Source organism: Streptomyces luteolifulvus, assembly GCF_008806595.1.
Taxonomy (GTDB): Bacteria; Actinomycetota; Actinomycetes; order Streptomycetales; family Streptomycetaceae; genus Streptomyces; species Streptomyces luteolifulvus.
On record NZ_VZRB01000007.1, the window covers coordinates 35,102 to 48,355 of the forward strand.

Sequence of the window (13,254 nt, forward strand, 5' to 3'; positions counted from 1 at the left end):
ACGCGGGGCCCCGCCGTGGCTTACGCCGCCGCGTCGAAACCCGTGTCCCGTGCCAGCTTCTTCAGCTCCAGCAGCGCGTGCTTCTCGATCTGGCGGATGCGCTCACGCGTCAGGCCGTGCTCCTTGCCGACCTCGGTCAGCGTGCGCTCCCGGCCGTCCTCGATGCCGTACCGCATCTTGATGATCGAGGCCGTGCGCTGGTCCAGACGCCCGATCAGGCCGTCCAGTTCCTCGCTGCGCAGCAGTGTCAGCACCGACTGCTCCGGCGACACCGCCGAGGTGTCCTCCAGGAGGTCGCCGAACTGGGTCTCGCCCTCGTCGTCCACCGACATGTTCAGCGAGACCGGGTCGCGGGCCCAGTCCAGGACGTCGGAGACGCGCTCCGGCGTCGAGCCGAGCTCGGCGGCGATCTCCGCGGGCTCCGGGTCCCGGCCGTGTTCACGGTTGAACTCACGCTGCACACGGCGGACCCGGCCCAGCTCCTCCACCAGGTGGACGGGCAGCCGGATGGTGCGCGACTGGTCCGCTATCGAGCGGGTGATCGCCTGGCGGATCCACCAGGTGGCGTACGTCGAGAACTTGAAGCCCTTGCGGTAGTCGAACTTCTCGACCGCACGCACCAGGCCCGCGTTGCCCTCCTGGATCAGGTCGAGCAGGGGCAGGCCGCTACGGGGGTAGCGACGGGCCACGGCGACGACCAGACGGAGGTTGGAACGGATGAAGATCTCCTTGGCCCGCTCCCCCTCGGCGACCAGCGCCTGGAGTTCCTCACGGGTGGCGTCGGCCTTCGACTCCTCGTACCCGTCGAGGACCTGCCGCGCGAACACACCCGCCTCGATGATCTGGGACAGCTCGACCTCCTTGGCGGCGTCGAGCAGCGGTGTACGCGCGATCTCGTCGAGGTACATGCCGACCAGGTCGCGGTCGGCGATCTCGCCGCCATGGGCGCGAACACTGCTTGCCCCGTCGGTCCCGCCGGTGGCGGACTGACGACGGGCGACGGCACGGGTTGCCATGCGTGCTCCCTTTGCGATGGTGGTTCAGCGGGTGGTCGTGCAGACGCTCGGCACTCTCCTCGGGTGCCCTGCATCCGATGGAAACAACGACTGGAATCCGGACAGAATTCCCAACCCGCCCCCCTATTTTTCTGATCATGCAGTACCCTGTGCCGCCGCAGGAGGAGGCGTGATGCCGTCGGAACGTACGGAGGTCCAGGTCAGACCGGGAGCCGAGAGTGACCTCGAAGCCCTCACCGACATCTACAACCACTACGTACGTGAGACGCCCATCACATTCGACACCGCCGCGTTCACTCCGCAGGAGCGCCGCCCCTGGCTGCTCTCCCACCCTGAAGACGGCCCGTACCGGCTGATGGTTGCCGCCGAAGGGGGCTCGCCGGGCAACGCACAGGAGATTCTCGGCTACGCCACATCCAGCCCTTATCGCGCGAAGCCCGCGTACTCGACCTCCGTGGAGGTGACGGTCTACGTGGCCCCCCATGCGAGCGGCCGCGGTGTCGGCACGCTTCTGTACCAGGCCCTCTTCAAGGCGCTCGCCGCAGAGGACGTGCACCGTGCCTACGCGGGCATCGCGCAGCCCAACGAGGCGTCCGAGCGATTGCACCGGCGGTTCGGCTTCCGGCACGTCGGCACGTACCGGGAAGTGGGCCGCAAGTTCGGCCGCTACTGGGACGTGGCCTGGTACGAGAAGGGGCTCTGAGCCCGCACCGAGCACGACGGTTCAGCCGAACTGCACCGACCGCTTGGCCATCCCCATCCAGAACCCGTCGATCACGGACCTCTGCGCGTCCAGCTCGCCCCCGGCCTCCGCCGCGCCCATCGTCACGAAGAGCGGTGCGAAGTGCTCGGTGCGCGGGTGGGCGTAGCGGCCGGCCGGGGCCTTGTTCAGGAAGTCCAGCAGAGCGTCCCAGTCGCGGGTCTCCAGCGCCCGGCGCCCCCAGTCGTCGAACTCCGAGGACCAGCTCGGCACTCCCCCGCCCGTGTGCCGCAGCGCGGCCAGGTTGTGGGTGAAGAAGCCGGAGCCGACGATCAGCACGCCCTCCTCGCGCAGGGGCGCGAGCCGGCGGCCGATCTCCATCAGCCGGACCGGGTCGAGGGTCGGCATGGAGATCTGCAGGACGGGGATGTCGGCCTCGGGGAACATCTCGACCAGCGGGACGTAGGCGCCGTGGTCGAGGCCGCGGTCCGGGATGTCCTGCACGGGCAGACCGGGGGCGCGCAGCAGCTTGCGGACGGACTCGGCGAGTCCGGGGGCGCCGGGGGCCGCGTACCGCACCTGGTAGTAGTGCTCCGGGAAGCCCCAGAAGTCGTAGACGAGCGGGACGGGCTCCGTGGCGCCGAGGGCGAGCGGGGCCTCCTCCCAGTGGGCGGAGACCATGAGGATCGCGGTGGGGCGCGGCAGGGCGGCGGACCAGGCGGCGAGCTGGCCGGGCCAGATCGGGTCGTCCGCCAGGGGCGGGGCGCCGTGACTGAGGTAGAGAGCGGGCATCCGCTCCTGGATGGCGGCGGACATGGCGGCTACTCCCTGGGAAGACATCACTTGCTGAGAAGACACGTGCCGAAGCACTCGGCACTACACATGCGGACTACCCGTCCCGCGCTTACTTGAACTCTCAAAGTGTCTGCTGCAGAGCCTACGCCTCATTCGTTTAAGTTTCAAGGAGAATTCTCGTACAGTGGAGTACATGAACACCGCATCCGCATCCGCCTCCGCTGAGGAGCCTCGCTGGCTCACCGACGAGGAACAGCTCGTGTGGCGCTCCTACATCGAGGCCTCCACCCTCCTGGAGGACCACCTCGACCGCCAGCTGCAGCGGGACGCGGGCATGCCGCACATCTACTACGGACTCCTCGTCCAGCTCGCCGAGTCCCCGCGGCACCGGCTGCGGATGACCGAGCTGGCCATGTCCGCGAAGATCACCCGCTCCCGCCTCTCCCACGCGATCGCGCGCCTGGAGAAGAACGGCTGGGTGCGGCGCGAGGACTGCCCCTCCGACAAGCGGGGGCAGTTCGCGGTGCTGACCGAGGAGGGCCACGACGTCCTGCGGCGGACCGCGCCGGGCCATGTGACCGCCGTACGGCAGGCGGTGTTCGAGCGGCTCACCCCGGAACAGCAGAAGTCCCTCGGCGAGATCATGCGGATCCTCGCCGAGGGACTTCAGCCGGCCGAGGCCGGTGCGGACCTGCCCTGGCTCCGCTGAACGCGTCACCAGGGCAGGTCCTTCAGGGTCGTACGTGCGGAGCGTCCCCATCCCCGCACGTACGCAGGGGCCGAAGGGGTACGACCGGACGGTCGCCGTGGGCGGGCTCGGTGAGCCCAGGGCTCAGTGGGCGACCACCGGCACCGCCACCTGGTCCTCGGCACCCTCGCCCTCGGTCGATCCGGCCACCGTGGTGCTGCCCGGGCGGCCGGTGTTGATGAAGGTCGCGGCGATCGTGGCGGCGATCACCAGGATGCCGACGGCGAACCAGATCGCGTTGGTGTAGCCGTGCACCTGACCCTGCAGCTGGACCAGCTGCTGCTGGGACCGCGAGGCGGCACCCGCGATGTGGTCCTCGATGTACGCGGTCGTCGCCGAGGCGGCGATCGTGTTCAGCAGGGCCGTACCGATCGCGCCGCCCACCTGCTGCGAGGTGTTGACCATCGCGGAGGCGACACCGGCGTCACGCGGCTCGACCCCGGTCGTGGCCAGGGACATGGCCGGCATGAACGCCGTACCCATGCCGAGGCCGAGCAGCACCATCGACGGCAGGATCACGCCGGTGTACGAGGAGCCGATCTCCAGCTGGGTCAGCAGCAGCATGCCCACCGACGCGACCAGGAAGCCCGGAGCCATCAGCAGGCGCGGGGCGACGCGGGTCATCAGACGGGTGCCGATCTGCGTCGAGCCGACCATCATGCCCGCGATCATCGGCAGGAAGGCGAAGCCGGTCTTGACCGGCGAGTAGCCCTTCACGATCTGCAGGTAGTAGGTCAGGAAGAGGAACAGGCCGAACATCGCGATGATCGCGAGGCCGAGGGAAAGGTAGACACCCCCGCGGTTGCGCTCGGTGACGACGCGCAGCGGCAGCAGTGGAGCCTTCACCTTGGCCTCGGTGAGGATGAACGCCGCGAGCAGGACCGCCGAGGCGATGAACATGCCGATCGTCACGGAGTCGCCCCAGCCGTCGGACTCGGCGCGGGTGAAGCCGTAGACCAGAGCGACCAGACCGAGGGTGGACAGGACGACGCCCGGGATGTCGAGCGGCGAACGGTTGCGGCCGCCCTCCGGCTCACGGATGACGAAGTACGCGCCCGCCGCCGCTATGACCGCGAACGGGATGTTGACGAAGAACGTCCAGCGCCAGTCCAGGTATTCGGTGAGGACACCGCCGAGGATGAAGCCCACGGCGCCGCCGCCACCCGCGATCGCGCCGTAGATACCGAAGGCCTTGGCCCGCTCCTTGGCCTCCGTGAACATCACGGCGAGCAGCGAGAGCGCGGCGGGCGCGAGCAGCGCGCCGAACGCGCCCTGAAGGGCACGGGCGCCGAACATCATCGCCTCGTTGGTGGCCGCACCGCCGAGCGCGGAGGCGCCGGCGAAGCCGACCAGACCCGCGACGAAGGCGCGCTTGCGGCCCCAGAGGTCGGCGATACGTCCGCCGAAGAGCAGCAGACCGCCGAAGGCGAGGGCGTAGGCCGTGACGACCCACTGACGGTTGCCGTCCGAGATCCCCAGGTCCTGCTGGGCGGACGGAAGGGCGATGTTCACGATGGTCGCGTCGAGCACGACCATCAGCTGGGCCAGCGCGATGAAGACGAGCGCTTTCCAGCGGTTGGCGTCGAGAGCGCCGGCGGTGCCGGCCTGAGCCTTTGAGGCTGTTTCAGACATGGAGGTACCCACTTCGGGACTTCGTGACGAAATAAACCGGAGAACGGTGTCGTGAGGGACGGCTGGTATCAGTGACGGGCGAGGCGCCCGGATCCAATCGGTCGAGCCAGGGTCAGGGTCAGGGCCAGGTCGGTTCAGGTCAGGTCGGTTCAGGTCAGGTCAGGTCGGTTCAGGGGATCTCAGGTGGCGCACCCTCCGCGCAGGTCCCCCATGGTCGCGGCCGTGCCCGGGAGGGTGGAGCGGGCCGGGGCCCGCAGTCCGTCCAGGAACAGCTGCAGGTGCCGGTGCACGAAGCGGTCATGGCTGAGGCAGCCGGTGCCGGCCGGCGGTCGGCTGAGCTGGGCCACGGCGACCATCAGGTCACCCACGCCCACGTCGGTGCGGAGCTGTCCGGCCGCCCTGGCGCGGTCCATGAGCTCCTCGACCAGCTGCTCGACGCGCTCCCGCGCGGCTTCCAGGTCGGGGTGGTGCTTGTCGAAGGTGCTGGCGACCATCGGGCACAGCGCGCTGATCCGCTCGTCGGCGGAGGCGTGCACGAAGCGCTCCAGCGCCTCGAACGCGTCGCCGGTCTCGGCGAGCGCCCGCTTGGCAGCCTCACCCGTCCGGTCCATGACCGAGCAGACGACCTCGCGGACCAGAGCGTCGCGGTCCGGGAAGTTGCGGTACACCGTGGCGTTGCCGACGCCAGCCCGGCGGGCGATGTCGTCGAGCGGCACATCGGGGCCGAGCTCGACGAACATCTCGCGGGCGGCGGTGACGATGCGCTCCCGGTTGCGCAGGGCGTCGGCCCGCGGCCGGGTCACCTTTCGCTGCACGGGGGTCGCGGTCTGCACGGCGTACTCCTGGGTCGAGTGGACGGTGGCGCCTTGGTCGAGTGGACGGTGGCGCCTTCTTGGGTCTTCCGGCCGGCAATCCGGGGAGGGACTCCCCGTTTCGCGCGGACACAGTTCCAAACGGGGAAACGATCCCCGGTTATTTCCCGCCACCGAAGAGATTTGCTGTGACCTGAGTCACATCACCTCCCGGGCGAGAAACCCACGTTCGGCCTCTCCAGCGCGCGCCCGCCGACCCCTCGACAGAGGGTGATCGAGAGGGTGCAGCCGGTGACCGGCGGCTGCCTGGAGCGAAAGGCCGTGCATGCAGCCCCAGCCTGAGGGACCCCGGGTACCGCCGCTCCGCCGCATACGCTCGCGCCGCGTGGCCGCGTTCGCGTCCGTGACCGCCCTGACCCTCGCGGTCAGCACCTCGGCCGGCACCGGACACCTCACCCAGGGCCGCACCTCGGCCGGGTCCGGGCCGGTCACCGTGGCACGCTCCACCGCACTCGGTCCCTGCATGATCAACGGCGGCCCGGCCGTCCAGATGTCGGAGGGCGTGCCGACGCCCGGCGGCTACTCCCGCTCCACCGGCACCGTACGCGCCCTCACCCTGATGGTCGACTTCGCCGACGCACCCGGCCGGGGCAGCGCGCTCGACCGCTTCCACGAGTTCTTCCCGCAGACCCAGCAGTGGTTCCGCACCAGTTCCTACGGCCGTCTCGACTACCGTCCCGAGACCCCGATCCCCACCTGGCTGCGCATGCCCAAGCCCTTCCGGGAGTACGGCATAGAACGCGGCGCCCCCTTCGACCCCGGCTACCGCAAGCTGGTCCAGGACATCGTGGCCGCGACCGACGCCGACATCGACTTCCGCTCGTACGACTTCCTGAACGTACTGATCACCCCGAACGCCGGACCCTCCGCCCTGGACACGGTCCTGTCGGTGACCTTCGCCGGCAACACGGAGGCACCGGTCGCCGACGGCGTCCCGGTGGGCAACGCGTCCTTCGTCTACTCCCGCCAGGACGACGGCTCCGGCTCCTACCACCGCACCGGCTACCGCGTCCTGCCCCATGAGAACGGCCATGTCTTCGGCCTGCCCGACCTCTACACCCAGGAGGGCGGGGGCGCCGTCGGCCACTGGGACATCATGAGCGAGGACTGGGGGGCCAACAACGACCTGCTCGCCTGGCACAAGTGGAAGCTGGGCTGGCTGGACGCCTCCCAGGTGCACTGCGCTGCGAGACCGGGCACGACGCAGTACACGCTGTCGCCGCTCTCCCGCGCCGGCGGCGTGAAGCTGATCTTCGTCCCCGTCGACGCCCGCACCGGATACGCCGTCGAACTGCGCACCCGCGGCGGCAACGACGAAGCCGTGTGCCGGCCGGGCGTGCTGATCTACCGGGTCGAGGCGGACGTCGACACCGGCCAGGGCCCGGTGACGGTGTACGACGCCCGGCAGGACAGCGGAGGCTGCACCCGCAGCCCGAACGTCCACGCCGAACTCTCGGACGCGGCGCTCACGCCCGGCGAGGACTTCAGGGACGCGGGCAAGCGGATCCGGATCACGGTGGCGGCGGTGGATGTCAGGGGGAACTATCGCGTGCTGGTGACGCGGACCTAGGGCCGGCCTCGGTGTGGGGGGAGGTTCTGGGAGTGGGTCGGATTACGGTAGGGCTGCCGTGACCGCCGTACCGGAGAAGCGATGCCCGCAACGCCCGCACCTCGTACGACGGACTCCCGCGAGGGTGTGGAGTCCGGACCCCGTGCCGTACGCCCCGTGCCGAACGGGCGCACCGTGCCCGAGGAGGCGATCACACCGCTGATCCGTGGGATCGCCGTCCTGCGGGAACTGACCGAGGCGGACGGAACGCTGAGCCTGAGCGGGCTGGAGCGCGCCACCGGCCTCGCGCGCTCCACGGTCGACAGGATCACCTCCACGCTCGCCCGCATGGGATACGTCCGACTCGACGGCCGGGATGTGATCCTCACCCCGCGTGTGATGGAGCTGGGCAACGCGTACCTGGCCGCACTGCGTCTGCCCGCGCTGCTGAACGCCCACGCGGACGCCCTCGCCGACGAACTGGACGAGTCGGTGTCCCTGGCGGTCGGCGACGGCGACGGCATCCGTTTCATCCACCAGGCCACCCGGCGCCGCGCGATCTCCCTGCGCTTCCGCATCGGCGACCCGCTCCCGGCAGAACGCACCGCGCCGGGCCCGCTGTTCGCGAGCGACTGGACGAAGGAGGCGTGGCAGGGCTGGCGGGAGCGCCGGGCGGCGGACCCGGAGGACCGGACCTTCACGGCCGTACCGCCCCGCGAACACCCGTCACCGGACAAGGACTTCGAACGCCGTGCCGCGCGGGCGCGGAAGGACGGCTGGGCACTGGACGACCAGTTGATCGAACCGGGACTGGTGGCGGTCTCCGTGCCCGTACGGGCCCCGGGTACGGGCCGGATCGCCTGCGTGGCAAGCGTGGTGAGCCACACGAGCCGCCACACGGCCACCCACCTGCGCGACACAGTTCTGCCCCGCCTGAGGGCGGCGGTGGCGGAGATGGAACGGGAACTGCGCCTGGCGCCACCGGCCGAACCGGGACCGGCACCGGCGGGCCTGGCGACCTGGACGGGCGCGTCGAAGCAGGAACTGGGCAGGGAGTTCATCGAGTCCCTGGCCCGCGGCCTGACCGTACTGACGGCTTTCGGCGAGGGGCGGGCACGGCTGACGCTGACGGAGGTGGCCAGAGCGACGGGTCTGGCACGCGCGACGGCCCGCCGGGCGCTGATCACCTACGAACACCTGGGCCTGGTGACCGCGACCCCCACGGACCGCACGTTCTCCCTGACCCCCCGGGTCCTCGCCCTGGGCTTCCCCCCTCTCTCCCGCACATCACTCCCGAGGATCGCGACGCCCCACCTGACGGACCTGTCCGCGAGGGTGGGCGAGACGGCGGCGCTGGCGGTATTGACGGACTCCGGCGGCTCCGATGATTCCGGCGGTTCCGGTTCCGGCGAGGAGATCCAATACACGGCACGCGCGGCAACAGGCCGAGTGATGAGCGTGAACATCCCCATCGGCACGAGACTGCCGGCACGGGAGACGGCGCTGGGGAGGGTGCTGCTGGGCCTGGATGAGGTACGAACCCCGGGCTACGCCCTGGTCGACCAGGAACGGGAGGAGGGCCTGCGCGCGATCGCGGTCCCGGTCCGCGACCGCACGGGCAGGGTGACCGCCGCAGCGAACGTGGCCCTGCACGCGGCACGCCGCACACTGCGGGAATGCGTCGAGGACATCCTCCCCGAGCTGAAGGCCGCGGCCACCCACATCGAGGCAGACCTCCACATGGCAAGCCGCTTCACCCGGGTCCCCCTGTCCTGATCCCCACGCCCACCACCACTTGGTAGTCGGCGCACTCCTGCAACTGGGCCGGCAGTGGTGCCGGCACGCCGCACGGAGTGGCGAAGTAGGTACCCATGTCGTGAGCAACGAGAGCGTCGAAGACGGCAGTGGCCGTGGTGGTGTCCTGTTGGACGGGACAACCGTCAACCGGGCACTGTCCGCGACACGGACGCCGGTCGAGCGCGGCGTCGCACGGCTGAAGTCCTGGCGCATCTTCCGCAGATCCCGGTGCAGCCCAAATCGAATGTCGTCGATTGCCGCGGCCGTCCTCACTCCGGAGCGGCAACGCTGAAACAGCTCAGTGCTTGCTCCTCTGGCGAATCCAACCGAAGGAAAGCCAACTGCGGCAGCGGGCCGAAAAGTTGACCGAGCCGGAAGAGCAGTGGAGCGCGGACAAGATCAGTAGCGAAATGTTGAGTATTGTTCGAGGTATTCGCCGCAATCCGGGTGCGGCCGACGCAGAAGGGAAACAAGGCGCCCGACCCCAAGAGGCTTATTCCAATCCGGAACCAATAACCCGAGGGGGAAATTCAGGGCTGCAATTCACAGACTCAAGGGCTGGGGCATTCGCGAATGCCCCAGCCCTCTGCAGCTTGCTCGTCAAGCAGCGGCAGGCCGCGACCGAGAGAGGACAGCCTGCCCCATAGCGTGGTATATCAAGAAGTCTATTTCTGGACTAGCCGTGCCGACGGACAGAACTTCTCCAATCGGTCGACACCTCACACAACGAGGAGCCCCGACTCTATGGCCCGAACAACCGCAAGAGTCCGATTTGGGCAGTTGAGCTTGGCCAAAATGATGCCGACCGTGCGCTTAACTCCATGCTCAGATATACTCAGCGATCGAGCGACTTGTCGGTTACTCAGCCCCTCGGCAATCAGGCGCAGCACCTGGTGTTCACGTGCCGTCAGTGAAATCATCGACGCGCGCTTCGAGGTGGTGTCATCACTGGCCTGGTCGGACACCGTCACGGACCGTCGCGCCAGGGTCGCCGACACATGAAATCGTCCGGCCTTCACGTCGACGATCGCTTCGCGCAGGGACTCGGGGCAGAGAACTGCCCAGTCCAGGAAACCGTTTGCATGATCGGCCCAGGATTGCTCAACAACGTCTGCTGAATCCACCAGGATCAGTACCTGTGTGTTCTGGATGCGCAGCTTTTCAGCGATCTCGCCAGGTACAGACCCCAAAGCATTGCTGTCTGAAATGACCAGCCAGCCGTTGCAGAATGTCGAGAGATCTTCGGTATCCGTGACGGATTGAACTGTCAACTGGATGTCGAGCGAACGAAGCATTCCCTCGATACTGTATCGACGAATGTCGTCTTCGATTATCAGTGCTATCCCAGTCTGTAACAGGGATCGTCCAGCCTGCAGGGAGGCTCGTCCGCCAGATATGTCAGGCGCCAAGTCGCCTATCCGGCTGCTGTAGTTTTCTTGATTTTCACTGCTCGAAACCGGTTGCCAAGTTAACCTGCTCTTCACGCTGCCCATATCAGCGATCCCCCGTTGCCCATATCAGTGGTCCCCCCGTTTCCTCACACTGAAATCTGGAAGGTTCGACTCCTGATAGATGAGCATGGCACGGAGTGACAGGAACTGTCCACCCCGAACTGGCCACCACGCTCGATCGACAAGGGCATCTCTGAAGAAAAATTTCAAGTAAAATTTCGCACAGGCCCGCGGAACTGTTTGCCACGTTCGATGACCCCGGCCTGATCGCGGATGCCGGGTTCATCCCGACGATCCGGTTGGCCGAGCGGTGCGCTGCGGATGGACTCCGACGGCCATCAGAACTTGACGATCCGTTCGGCCGCTACGTGCTCACCACCTTCGTCAAGGGCACCAGCATGGGCCTGTACGAGGCGGCCAAGCACATCCCCTGGGTGGCCGGGCGGCGAGTACAGCACGCACGGACTCGGCATCGAACCCGACTTGTACGACCCGAAGCTCGACGTCGACTTCATCCTGCTGCGCGAAGGGGATCCGAACGTCGTCGGCTCGGACCAGGCCGCGTGATGCCGGGTGCGCCCGCGGGGACGACGCGGGCGCCGAGTTGTCAGCGGGGCTGGACGGTGATGGTGCAGAGGCGCTTGGTGGCCCGGGTCAGGGCTACGTACAAGTCCTTTTCCCCACCGGGGCGGGCCGTGATGATTTCCTCGGGGCCCAGGACGACGACCCCGTCGAATTCCAGGCCGCGTGCTTCGGACGCCGGCACGATGCGTGCGTGGCGAGCGATGCCCTGGGCCATAAGCTCGCTCACCCTGGTGTCCGCGCAGATCACTCCCAGAAGCTCGCCCGGGTGCGCGGTGCTCTGGGCGCGGAGTTCCTGGACGACGGCGGTGACCAACCCGTCCGGAGGTGTGGTCACGGTGCGAGGGCTCTCACCGCTTCGCAGTGACCGTGTGGGGTTCTGGTCCGGAGCGATCCGCGCGAGCAGGTCACGGACGCTCTCCAGGATCTCCTGCGTGGTGCGGTAACTGACGGTCAGGTTGTGCAGTTTGAACCGCGGTCCGAGGTGGGGGCTCAGTGCTTCCTTCCAGTCGCGTGCTGTAGCGACGGGGCCTGCCTGGGCGAAGTCACCCACCAGCGTCATCGCTCTTGCCGGGCAGCGGCGGACGATCATCCGCCACTGCATGGCGGTCAGTTCCTGCGCCTCGTCGACGACGACGTGCCCGTAGGTCCGCTCAGGGGGGCCGTCGACCAGGTTCGCCGCCTCGTCCAGCAACGGCACATCGGCATCGGTCCACGGGTCGTCCGGACCGCGCAGCAGAAGGGACCGCTCCTGCGTGGTCAGGCGGGGCAGGCGCTCGGCGAGAGCGCCGGCGTCCGTCAGGAGCGCCTTGACGAGGTCACCGGGTACCAGCCGTGGCCACAACACCTCGACCGCTAGGTCGACGTCGGCGTCGTCGAGCAGATCGGCTCGGATGGCGTCCAGGTCCAGCTCGTGGACCGGCCCCGGGTCGGCCGCACCCTCGGCACGGCGCTGGGCGACTCCCGTGAACCGGTCGAGGTTCAGGCCCGTCATCCTTTCGGCATCGGCGTCGATCTGCTCCAGAAGGTCGCCCATGTCTCGTTGCATCGCGTCGGTGACCGCGTCGACCATGAGCTCTTTGAACACCTGGCGCGCGGGGTTGTGCCCCGATACGGCTGCCAAGGCGGCATCGCGTGCCGTGGCGACTTCCTCGCCGGAAAGGTGAACCAGTTCCTGTCCGACCCGCACGGTGAAGTCACCGGCGGGGGCTTGGTGGACGCGCAGCAGGCAGGCCAGGGCGTCGGCGAGGTCGGACCTTCCCTTGAGACGCGCCGTGTCGAACGGGCCCACCGTGTCCGTGGACACTCCGGCCAGTTCCCGGCAGGTCGCCAGAACGACGTCGTTCTCTCCGAGCGAGGGAAGGACCTGGGAGATGTAGTCGAGGAAGCGGGCGTTCGGGCCCACCACCAGGACACCCTCCTCCGTGGCGCGCGGAAACGCGTACAGGACATAGGCCGCCCGGTGCAGGGCGACCACCGTCTTGCCGGTGCCGGGTCCGCCCTGCACCACGGTCACGCCGCGGTGGGCGGAGCGGACGATCTCGTCCTGCTCGGCCTGCAGCGTCGCGACGGCCGCGTGCATCCTGCCCGTACGCCGTGCCGACAGAGCCTCGGTCAACGGGCCGTCCCCCACGACGTCCTCGTCGGTCGGGGCGGTCCCGTCCAGCAGTTCGTCGCTCACCGAGACGACCGTGCGCTCCTCGAGGCGCAGGTGCCGGCGGCGCCGCAGGTCCATCGGATGGACCGGTGTCGCCTCGTAGAAGGGCCGCGCCGCGTTCGCGCGCCAGTCCACGAGCAGAGGCAGGTCATCCTCCTCCGTGTGCAGTCCGATCCGCCCGATGCGCAGGGCCGTGCCGTCCGACCAGTCGATGCGCCCGAAGACCAGCCCCTTTTCGGCGCCCTCCAGCCGTCCGATTTCCTTGGCCAGACGCTCGGCGGCGTTTTCTCTCTCGTATGCCTCACCGGCGCTGTCCGCCGGGGCCTTCAACACATTCGCTCGATTTGCTCGCGCCTCGGAAAGCCGCTCGGTGAGCAACTCATACAAGGAGGACACATAATCCTGCTCCAATTCAACCGCACGCACGGCGGGATCATTGGTTTTCGACAACAGGG

10 protein-coding genes and 1 pseudogene are annotated in these 13,254 nt (G+C 68.4%); 5 read left to right on the forward strand and 6 right to left on the reverse strand.

What is annotated here, in order from left to right; all coding sequences use genetic code 11:
• Positions 1-20: 20 nt before the first annotated feature.
• Positions 21-1,016 carry a sigma-70 family RNA polymerase sigma factor gene (locus F7R91_RS12290; protein ID WP_150947597.1) on the reverse strand — a complete coding sequence of 332 codons (996 nt, stop codon included), beginning with the start codon at positions 1,014-1,016 and terminating at the stop codon, positions 21-23.
• A gap of 172 nt (positions 1,017-1,188) precedes the next feature.
• Here F7R91_RS12290 and F7R91_RS12295 point away from each other — a divergent pair, with 172 nt between their 5' ends.
• Entirely contained in the window at positions 1,189-1,719 is a 531-nt protein-coding gene (locus F7R91_RS12295; protein WP_150947599.1) for a GNAT family N-acetyltransferase, read from the forward strand.
• Between the two features lie 21 nt (positions 1,720-1,740).
• Here F7R91_RS12295 and F7R91_RS12300 read toward each other — a convergent pair whose 3' ends face one another.
• Positions 1,741-2,532 carry a dioxygenase family protein gene (locus F7R91_RS12300; protein WP_150947601.1) on the reverse strand — a complete coding sequence of 264 codons (792 nt, stop codon included), beginning with the start codon at positions 2,530-2,532 and terminating at the stop codon, positions 1,741-1,743.
• Between the two features lie 172 nt (positions 2,533-2,704).
• Here F7R91_RS12300 and F7R91_RS12305 point away from each other — a divergent pair, with 172 nt between their 5' ends.
• On the forward strand, positions 2,705-3,220 hold the full coding sequence (locus tag F7R91_RS12305; RefSeq protein ID WP_150947604.1) for a MarR family winged helix-turn-helix transcriptional regulator: 516 nt from the start codon (positions 2,705-2,707) through the stop codon (positions 3,218-3,220).
• A gap of 123 nt (positions 3,221-3,343) precedes the next feature.
• On the opposite strand, the gene F7R91_RS12310 is transcribed toward F7R91_RS12305, so the two are convergent.
• On the reverse strand, positions 3,344-4,891 hold the full coding sequence (locus tag F7R91_RS12310) for an MFS transporter (RefSeq protein ID WP_150947611.1): 1,548 nt from the start codon (positions 4,889-4,891) through the stop codon (positions 3,344-3,346).
• Between the two features lie 179 nt (positions 4,892-5,070).
• Complete coding sequence (locus tag F7R91_RS12315) at positions 5,071-5,724, reverse strand: TetR/AcrR family transcriptional regulator (protein ID WP_150947612.1); 654 nt, start codon at positions 5,722-5,724, stop codon at positions 5,071-5,073.
• A gap of 304 nt (positions 5,725-6,028) precedes the next feature.
• Here F7R91_RS12315 and F7R91_RS12320 point away from each other — a divergent pair, with 304 nt between their 5' ends.
• The 3 genes and pseudogenes from F7R91_RS12320 to F7R91_RS12330 form a co-directional block, all read left to right on the forward strand.
• Positions 6,029-7,333, forward strand: a complete 1,305-nt coding sequence (locus F7R91_RS12320) for a M6 family metalloprotease domain-containing protein (protein WP_150947614.1) — start codon at positions 6,029-6,031, stop codon at positions 7,331-7,333.
• A gap of 81 nt (positions 7,334-7,414) precedes the next feature.
• Complete coding sequence (locus tag F7R91_RS12325; protein ID WP_150947616.1) at positions 7,415-9,088, forward strand: IclR family transcriptional regulator domain-containing protein; 1,674 nt, start codon at positions 7,415-7,417, stop codon at positions 9,086-9,088.
• 160 nt (positions 9,089-9,248) lie between these two features.
• A pseudogene (locus F7R91_RS12330) lies at positions 9,249-9,401 on the forward strand (IS5/IS1182 family transposase); the annotation flags it as partial.
• 427 nt (positions 9,402-9,828) lie between these two features.
• Here F7R91_RS12330 and F7R91_RS12335 read toward each other — a convergent pair.
• Complete coding sequence (locus F7R91_RS12335; RefSeq protein ID WP_150947619.1) at positions 9,829-10,602, reverse strand: helix-turn-helix transcriptional regulator; 774 nt, start codon at positions 10,600-10,602, stop codon at positions 9,829-9,831.
• 565 nt (positions 10,603-11,167) lie between these two features.
• Entirely contained in the window at positions 11,168-13,195 is a 2,028-nt protein-coding gene (locus F7R91_RS12340) for a HelD family protein (protein ID WP_191971460.1), read from the reverse strand.
• Between the last annotated feature and the right edge of the window lie 59 nt (positions 13,196-13,254).

What these genes read in the sequence shown, in the direction of transcription:
- F7R91_RS12290 (WP_150947597.1), bottom strand. Translation starts at nt 1,016, where the DNA reads ATGGCAACCCGTGCCGTCGCCCGTCGTCAGTCCGCCACCGGCGGGACC.
- F7R91_RS12295 (WP_150947599.1), top strand. Translation starts at nt 1,189, where the DNA reads ATGCCGTCGGAACGTACGGAGGTCCAGGTCAGACCGGGAGCCGAGAGT.
- F7R91_RS12300 (WP_150947601.1), bottom strand. Translation starts at nt 2,532, where the DNA reads ATGTCCGCCGCCATCCAGGAGCGGATGCCCGCTCTCTACCTCAGTCAC.
- F7R91_RS12305 (WP_150947604.1), top strand. Translation starts at nt 2,705, where the DNA reads ATGAACACCGCATCCGCATCCGCCTCCGCTGAGGAGCCTCGCTGGCTC.
- F7R91_RS12310 (WP_150947611.1), bottom strand. Translation starts at nt 4,891, where the DNA reads ATGTCTGAAACAGCCTCAAAGGCTCAGGCCGGCACCGCCGGCGCTCTC.
- F7R91_RS12320 (WP_150947614.1), top strand. Translation starts at nt 6,029, where the DNA reads ATGCAGCCCCAGCCTGAGGGACCCCGGGTACCGCCGCTCCGCCGCATA.
- F7R91_RS12325 (WP_150947616.1), top strand. Translation starts at nt 7,415, where the DNA reads ATGCCCGCAACGCCCGCACCTCGTACGACGGACTCCCGCGAGGGTGTG.
- F7R91_RS12335 (WP_150947619.1), bottom strand. Translation starts at nt 10,602, where the DNA reads ATGGGCAGCGTGAAGAGCAGGTTAACTTGGCAACCGGTTTCGAGCAGT.